Annotated in this window: 6 protein-coding genes; 4 read left to right on the forward strand and 2 right to left on the reverse strand. The window is 67.2% G+C overall.

Annotation, left to right across the window (positions count from 1 at the left end; genetic code table 11):
• Window positions 1-67 precede the first annotated feature (67 nt).
• Window positions 68-1,612, reverse strand: coding sequence for a serine/threonine-protein kinase (locus tag ABD134_RS05565; protein WP_344227399.1), 1,545 nt, complete (start codon window positions 1,610-1,612; stop codon window positions 68-70).
• A 111-nt stretch (window positions 1,613-1,723) separates the two neighbouring features.
• Here ABD134_RS05565 and lipB point away from each other — a divergent pair, with 111 nt between their 5' ends.
• Genes lipB through ABD134_RS05580 form a run of 3 tightly spaced genes read left to right on the forward strand, consistent with a single transcriptional unit; the run spans window position 1,724 to window position 4,314 of the window.
• Complete coding sequence (lipB, locus tag ABD134_RS05570; protein ID WP_344227400.1) at window positions 1,724-2,476, forward strand: lipoyl(octanoyl) transferase LipB; 753 nt, start codon at window positions 1,724-1,726, stop codon at window positions 2,474-2,476.
• Window positions 2,473-3,477, forward strand: a complete 1,005-nt coding sequence (gene lipA / locus ABD134_RS05575; RefSeq protein ID WP_344227401.1) for a lipoyl synthase — start codon at window positions 2,473-2,475, stop codon at window positions 3,475-3,477. The genes lipB and lipA overlap by 4 nt, the downstream gene beginning before the upstream one ends.
• Window positions 3,478-3,489: 12 nt before the next feature.
• Window positions 3,490-4,314, forward strand: a complete 825-nt coding sequence (locus ABD134_RS05580) for a DUF4191 domain-containing protein (RefSeq protein ID WP_344227402.1) — start codon at window positions 3,490-3,492, stop codon at window positions 4,312-4,314.
• 50 nt (window positions 4,315-4,364) lie between these two features.
• On the opposite strand, the gene ABD134_RS05585 is transcribed toward ABD134_RS05580, so the two are convergent.
• Window positions 4,365-4,898 (reverse strand): RDD family protein, encoded by a 534-nt coding sequence (locus tag ABD134_RS05585; RefSeq protein ID WP_344227403.1) that lies wholly within the window; start codon window positions 4,896-4,898, stop codon window positions 4,365-4,367.
• A 197-nt stretch (window positions 4,899-5,095) separates the two neighbouring features.
• Between ABD134_RS05585 and glnA the strand changes: the two genes are divergently transcribed.
• The gene (gene glnA, locus ABD134_RS05590) at window positions 5,096-6,520 is read left to right on the forward strand and encodes a type I glutamate--ammonia ligase (protein WP_344227405.1); all 1,425 of its coding nucleotides are present in this window, start codon (window positions 5,096-5,098) and stop codon (window positions 6,518-6,520) included.
• The last annotated feature ends 66 nt before the right edge of the window (window positions 6,521-6,586 follow it).

A 6,586-nucleotide genomic window follows, 5' to 3' on the forward strand; every position in this document is an offset into this window, starting at 1 on the left:
GCCGTCTGCGTCTGGCGAAGGTTCAGCCCCTTCCGGTCCAGACGTTCGGCAGGTCAGGCTCGGCAGGTCAGGGAAGGATCTCTCTCACCCGCCAGCCTGCCGTGGTCCGCTGCAGGTGGACGGTGAATCGTTCCACGGTGGGCGCAGGGGATTCTGCCACGGTGTCCCCGCTGGCCGTCACCGTGCGATAGGGACTGATGGTCAGTTCGACCGGGACAGTGGCTGTCGAGGCATCGGCCAGTTCGATCGCGCCGGTGACGGTGGTCTTCAGGCCCAAGCCCTCGAATCTCAGGCCCTGCGCCTCCAACTGCGCCTGCAGGCCCACATCCTCAGCGAAGGCGGGTGAGTCCGGCAGGCTGTACACCGCTACGTGCCGGCGGTCCAGGGACGTGAGCGCCTCGGTGCGAGCCTCCCCCAGAGACTCCGCCGCATCGGAAACGTGTTCCATGCCGAGTCCGGTCGTCGCTTCCGGCTCCGGGGAAGCGGACTCGGTCTCCGCTATGGCCGCGGCACTAGCAGGCACGGGAGCGGTAGAGCCGGCCCGGGGCGAGGGGTCCGGCCCCGGGGCCGACTCGGGGGCAGCCAGGTACAGGCCGGCCGTCACCGCCACGGCGAGGGCGGCGGCCGCTCCCCCGCCCAGCATCCATCCGCGCCGGACCGACCGACCGCATCGTCCGCGCTGACCCTTCTGACCGTGCGGCCCGCGCCGGGTGCCCCGTCGACGAACTCTGAGTCCGCCGTCGGCTGCTCCAGGGTCCCGACGGCGGGTGGGCAGCTCCATCGCCACGTCCGGGCCGGCTGCGGGGTACAGGTCCACGGGGACCGGGGTGGTCCATCGGTAGCAGGCCATCGCGAACCGCTCGGCGGTGGGGCGACGCTCAGGGTCCTCTTCCAAGCCGGCTTCCAGAAGCTCGACCACGTCCAGGGGGATGTCCGGCACGATCAGGGGCAGTGGAGCCCGGGATGAGGTGGGGGCCGGCGCACGTCCCGTGAGTGCGAACCATCCCACGGCAGCCAGCGAGTACACGTCGGCGGCGGGGTTCAGCCCGGGGCTGTCTCCGCCCGGATGCCCGGCGACGCCCTCCCGGTCGAGTTCAGGGGCGGAGAATCCCGGCGTCCCCAGGCGGCGGCCGGGACCACCCAAGAGTCGCGAGGAGCCCAGGTCGGAGACGGCCGGCCGGCCCATGACCGTGAAGAGGATGTTGCCCGGGGATACGTCACCGTGGACCACACCGTGCTCGTGCAGGGCCTGCAGCGCTTGGGCGACCGGCACCAGCACCGTGACGACCTGGCCCAGAGGCAGCGGCCCGGCCGCGCGGACCAGAGTGCCCAGCGAGCCTCCGGGATGATATTCACTGAGCAGGCCCGGACCGCGGTCGGTGGACACCACACCGAGGGGACGCACCACGTGGTCATGCTCCAACTCGCCCACGGCCATCATCTCGATATCCAGCAGTTCGGCCGCCGCCTCGACCCGGTGGTCCGGGACCTTCAATGCCGCTTCAGACCCCTCCCCGTCGGCCACCAGCCAGACGGTCGAGCTGCCTCCACGCCCCAATTCACGCCGGACCTCCCAACCGGGCACCTGGGGCCACGGTGTCGACGAGTCCATCGGGTCTCCTTCCGGTCAGCACACGTCATCCTGCGTCATCCATCCTGCCGGTCACCCATCACCTCTGCAGGGGTTATCCACAGCCTGCGGGGCCGGGGCTAGAGTGGAGGCATGCCCGTGACGACCATGCCTCCGTTCCGCGTCCTGGGGCTCTCCCCGGACACCGTCGACTACCTCTCGGCGTGGGAGCTCCAGCAGCAGCTGCACGCCGAGGTGGTCGCAGGATCCTCGAGTGGCTCCGTCCTGTTCCTGGAGCACACTGCGGTCTACACCGCCGGCAAGCGCACCGAGCCCCAGGACCTCCCGGACGACGGCTCACCGGTGGTAAACGTGGACCGCGGCGGCAAGCTGACCTGGCACGGTCCGGGGCAGCTGGTCTGCTATCCGGTGGTGCGCCTGGTAGACCCGGCCGCCGTCAAGGACTATGTCTGGTTCCTCGAGGAGGCCATCATCCGCACCCTGACCGGATATGGCCTGTCGGGTGAGCGGGTGGACGGCCGCTCCGGCGTGTGGATTCTCGGCGGTACAGACGGGAACGGCCAGCTCCGGCCGGACCGCAAGATCGCCGCCGTCGGCCTCCGGGTCAACCATGGTGTCTCCATGCATGGGTTCGCACTGAACTGCAGCAACTCCCTGGAGCCCTACGAGCACATCGTCGCGTGCGGCATCTCCGATGCCGGCTCCACCACCATCTCGGTCGAGACCGGCCGGACCATCACCCCGACGGACGTTTTGGCAACGGTCCAGGAACACCTTGCCGAGCTGGCACCGGGCCATATCGCCCCCGTATCCCACGACCTGCCGTCCGAAACCGCGGACGGCAACGCAACGACGAAAACCCTTGTGGAAGGAACTCCTCAGTGAGCGCATCCCCCGACGGCCGCCGCCTCCTGCGCGTGGAAGCACGCAACGCCGAGGTCCCCGTGGAACGCAAACCGGATTGGATCAAGGCCAAGGTCGAGATCGGTCCCGAGTACATCGACCTCAAGAACAAGGTGAAGTCCTCCGGACTGCACACCGTGTGCGAGGAGGCCGGCTGCCCCAACATCTTCGAGTGCTGGGAGGACCGTGAGGCGACGTTCCTGATCGGCGGCGACACCTGCACCCGCCGCTGTGGTTTCTGCGACATCGCCACCGGCAAGCCCGAACCGCTGGACCTCGACGAACCGCGTCGTGTGGCCGAGAACATCCGCGAGATGAACCTGCGCTACACCACCGTCACGGGGGTGGCACGGGACGACCAGAAGGACGGTGCCGCCTGGCTGTACGCAGAGACGATCCGCAAGGTGCACGAGCTGAACCCCAACACCGGCATCGAGATCCTGCCCCCTGACTTCGGGGCCGACCCGGACCTCGTCCAGGTGGTCTTCGATGCGCGTCCGGAGGTTTTCGCCCACAACCTGGAGACCGTGCCGCGGATCTTCAAGGCCATCCGCCCAGCCTTCACCTACGAGAAGTCCCTGCGGGTGCTGTCCATGGCCAAGGCCGACGGCCTGCTGACCAAGTCCAACCTGATCCTGGGCATGGGCGAGGAGGACCACGAGATCGAGCAGGCCCTCGTGGATCTGCACGAGGCCGGCTGCGACATCATCACGGTGACCCAGTACGTCCGCCCCTCGAAGCTGCACCATCCGATCGACCGGTGGGTCAAACCGGATGAGTTCGTGCATTGGTCCGAACGTGCCGACGAGATCGGTTTCGCCGGTGTCATGGCCGGCCCCCTGGTCCGCTCGTCCTACCGCGCCGGCCGCCTGTACGCCACGGCCATGCGCAAGCTGGGCCGTGAGATGCCGTCGAACCTGTCCCACATCGAGGAGTCGGGTTCGACGCGCCAGGAGGCAGCGTCGCTGCTCGCGGGCCGGTAGACTGGGGCCACTATGGCCAAGAGCACTGATTCCGCAGCATCCTCCTCCCAGTCGACCCGCGAAAGCCTGAGGGCGGTCAAGGCCGCCCAGAAGGAACGTCGCCAACAGGAGAAGATCCGGGCCAAGGGGAACAAGGCCGAGACCAAGGCACGCAAGAAGGCCACGAAGAAGCCGGGGATCTTCAAGCAGCTCCGCGAGGTCTTCTCCATGACCCGGGCGCACGACCCCAAGGTCGTGCTGTGGATGGCACTCGCCTTCGTCGGCGCCCTGGTCGTCGGCCTGGTCGTCGGCCTGCTGCTGAACAACTGGATCACCTGGCTGCTCATCGCGATCCCATTCGGCCTGCTGGCCGCCGTGATCATCATGAATCGGATGGCTGAACGTGCAGCCTTCGCCCGGATCGACGGACGCCCCGGAGCGGCCGGTGCAGCGCTGTCGACACTGCGCCGCGGCTGGATCGTCCCGGAGCAGCCGGTGGCGGTCAGCCCGAAGACCCAGGATGCGGTCTTCCGTGCCGTGGGCCGGCCCGGCGTCGTCCTCATCACCGAGGGGCCGACCAACCGTGTCCGCCCGCTGGTGGAGAAGGAACGCAAGAACATGCAGCGCTTCCTGCCGAACGTCCCGATCCAGGTACTCGCCACCGGACACGGTGCCGACCAGGTGGAACTCCACGACCTGTCCAAGACGCTCAAGCGGATGAAGAAGACGTTGACCAAGCAGGAGGTCCAGGCGGTCGACAAGCGACTGAACTCCCTGGGTTCCACCAAGATGCCTATCCCTAAGGGGATCGATCCCTACCGCGCTCGCCCGGACCGCAAGGCCATGCGAGGCCGGTAGCCGGCAACCGCCCCGGAGGGGTCTGCTAGCGAGGTCCGCGGCGGCCGAACCTACATCCTGATCTCGACGGTGCCGGCCAGCCGGTCATGGAGTCCGCGTCCGTCAGGGTCAATCAGAGCCGGCGGCACCACCAGGCACAGGAGCACGGTGCGCAGGGTCACCCGAAACAGGTTGGCCATGGCGCCACCCAGGCGGACCACCTGGATCCGGGCCACTCGTTTGCCGACCGTGGTACCGAACAGGCTCAGCATCAGCACGTGCATCAGGGCGAAGATCCCGTGCGTCACCAGCGGATTCCCCTCAAACCACACGCTGGAGACGATCATGGCGATGAACCAGTCGATGAGAAGTGCCAGGATGCGCCGGCCCCATCCGGCCATCGACGTGGGGCCGTCCTGGGCCAGGCCCAGCCGTTCACCGGGCCAGCGTCCCTGGGTATTCGGGCGTGCTGTGCCGCCCACCCAGCCGGCCATGTCCCGCCGGGTTACCAGGGGTTCGTCTGGATGCCGGCCGGAGTCGCGTCGCCGGGATCCGGCCGCAGGATCGTCGCCGGAGGATGGGGGTATCTGGGGGGTTCGTGCCACCGCTCCACTCTACCGATGAGTGAGCCCATCGGCGTTCCGGCCGACCGGCGGGAGCCTCATCGAAGGACCTGCCGTCCCGGCGCTCCGGCGAGAGGTGGACAGCTTCCGCGTTACACGCCGGAAACACATCCGACACGATCGGGTTACGGCATCCCGATAAGGTGGAGGCACTAGCCGAACCCCGAGGAGCACACCAGATGTTCACCACCGCCCAGGAAGTCCTGCAGTTCATCCAGGACGAAGACGTCGTATTCGTGGACGTCCGTTTCACCGATCTGCCAGGCGTCCAACAGCACTTCAACCTCCCCGCGAAGGCGGTGGACGAGGACTTCTTCGTGAATGGCCAGCTGTTTGACGGTTCCTCGATCCGCGGCTTCCAGGGTATTGCCGAATCCGACATGCAGTTGATCCCGGATGTGGCCACCGCGTACCTCGATCCCTTCCGCGTGGAGAAGACTCTCGTGATGAGCTTCTCGATCGTCAACCCGCGGACCGGCGAGCCCTACCACCGCGATCCCCGCGGCGTCGCGCAGAAGGCGGAGGAGTACTTGGCGTCCACCGGCATCGCAGACACCGCCAACTTCGCCTCTGAGGCCGAGTTCTTCATCTTCGAGGACGTCCGCTACCAGTCCACGCCGAATCACAGCTTCTACTCTGTCGACTCAGACGAGGCTTGGTGGAACAGCGGCCGCCAGGAGGAGGGCGGCAACCTCGGCCACAAGACCCCGGTCAAGGGCGGCTATTTCCCCGTCTCCCCCGTGGACAAGCAGGCCGACCTACGGGACGCGATCTGTGTGGCCCTGGACGAGGTCGGCCTTGAGGTTGAACGCTCCCACCACGAGGTCGGCGCCGCCGGCCAGGCTGAGATCAACTACAAGTTCAACACGCTGACTCACGCCGCCGATGACCTGATGAAGTTCAAGTATGTGGTGAAGAACACCGCGGACGCCTTCGGTAAGACCGCCACATTCATGCCGAAGCCGGTCTTCGGTGACAACGGCTCCGGCATGCACTGCCACCAGTCGCTGTGGAACGCCGGTGAACCGCTGTTCTACGACGAGAAGGGCTACGCCAACCTTTCGGACACCGCCCGCTGGTACATCGGCGGACTGCTCAAGCACGCGTCCGCGATCCTGGCCTTCACCAATCCCACGGTGAACTCATACCGCCGCCTCGTGAAGGGCTTCGAGGCTCCGATCAACATGGTGTACTCGCAAGGCAACCGATCCGCCGCCATCCGCATCCCGATCACCGGATCCAACCCCAAGGCAAAGCGCCTGGAGTTCCGCGCCCCAGACCCCTCCGGCAACCCCTACCTGGCCTTCGCCGCGCAGCTGATGGCTGGCCTGGACGGGATCCGCAACCGGATCGAACCGGCCGATCCGATCGACAAGGATCTCTACGAGCTGCCCGCCGAGGAGGCCGCTACCATCCAGAAGGCGCCCGCGTCCTTGGAGGAGGCCCTGCGCGCGCTCGAGGAGGACCACGAGTTCCTGCTGGCCGGCGACGTCTTCACCGAGGACCTCATCCAGGCCTGGGTCGAGTACAAGCGTGAGAACGAGATCCTTCCGCTCTCCATTCGCCCGAACCCCTACGAGTTCGAGCTCTACTACGGCGTGTGACGGTCACCGGCCCCAAGGCCGCTGACCCCGTGCCTGACTGACGGCATTCCCGACGGCGGCGCCTTC

The organism is Citricoccus alkalitolerans (assembly GCF_039528175.1).
GTDB lineage: Bacteria > Actinomycetota > Actinomycetes > Actinomycetales > Micrococcaceae > Citricoccus > Citricoccus alkalitolerans.

Bases quoted from the DNA above. Each gene is read 5' to 3' on its own strand.
- ABD134_RS05565 (WP_344227399.1), bottom strand. From the start codon at position 1,612: ATGGACTCGTCGACACCGTGGCCCCAGGTGCCCGGTTGGGAGGTCCGG.
- lipB (WP_344227400.1), top strand. From the start codon at position 1,724: ATGCCCGTGACGACCATGCCTCCGTTCCGCGTCCTGGGGCTCTCCCCG.
- ABD134_RS05580 (WP_344227402.1), top strand. From the start codon at position 3,490: ATGGCCAAGAGCACTGATTCCGCAGCATCCTCCTCCCAGTCGACCCGC.
- glnA (WP_344227405.1), top strand. From the start codon at position 5,096: ATGTTCACCACCGCCCAGGAAGTCCTGCAGTTCATCCAGGACGAAGAC.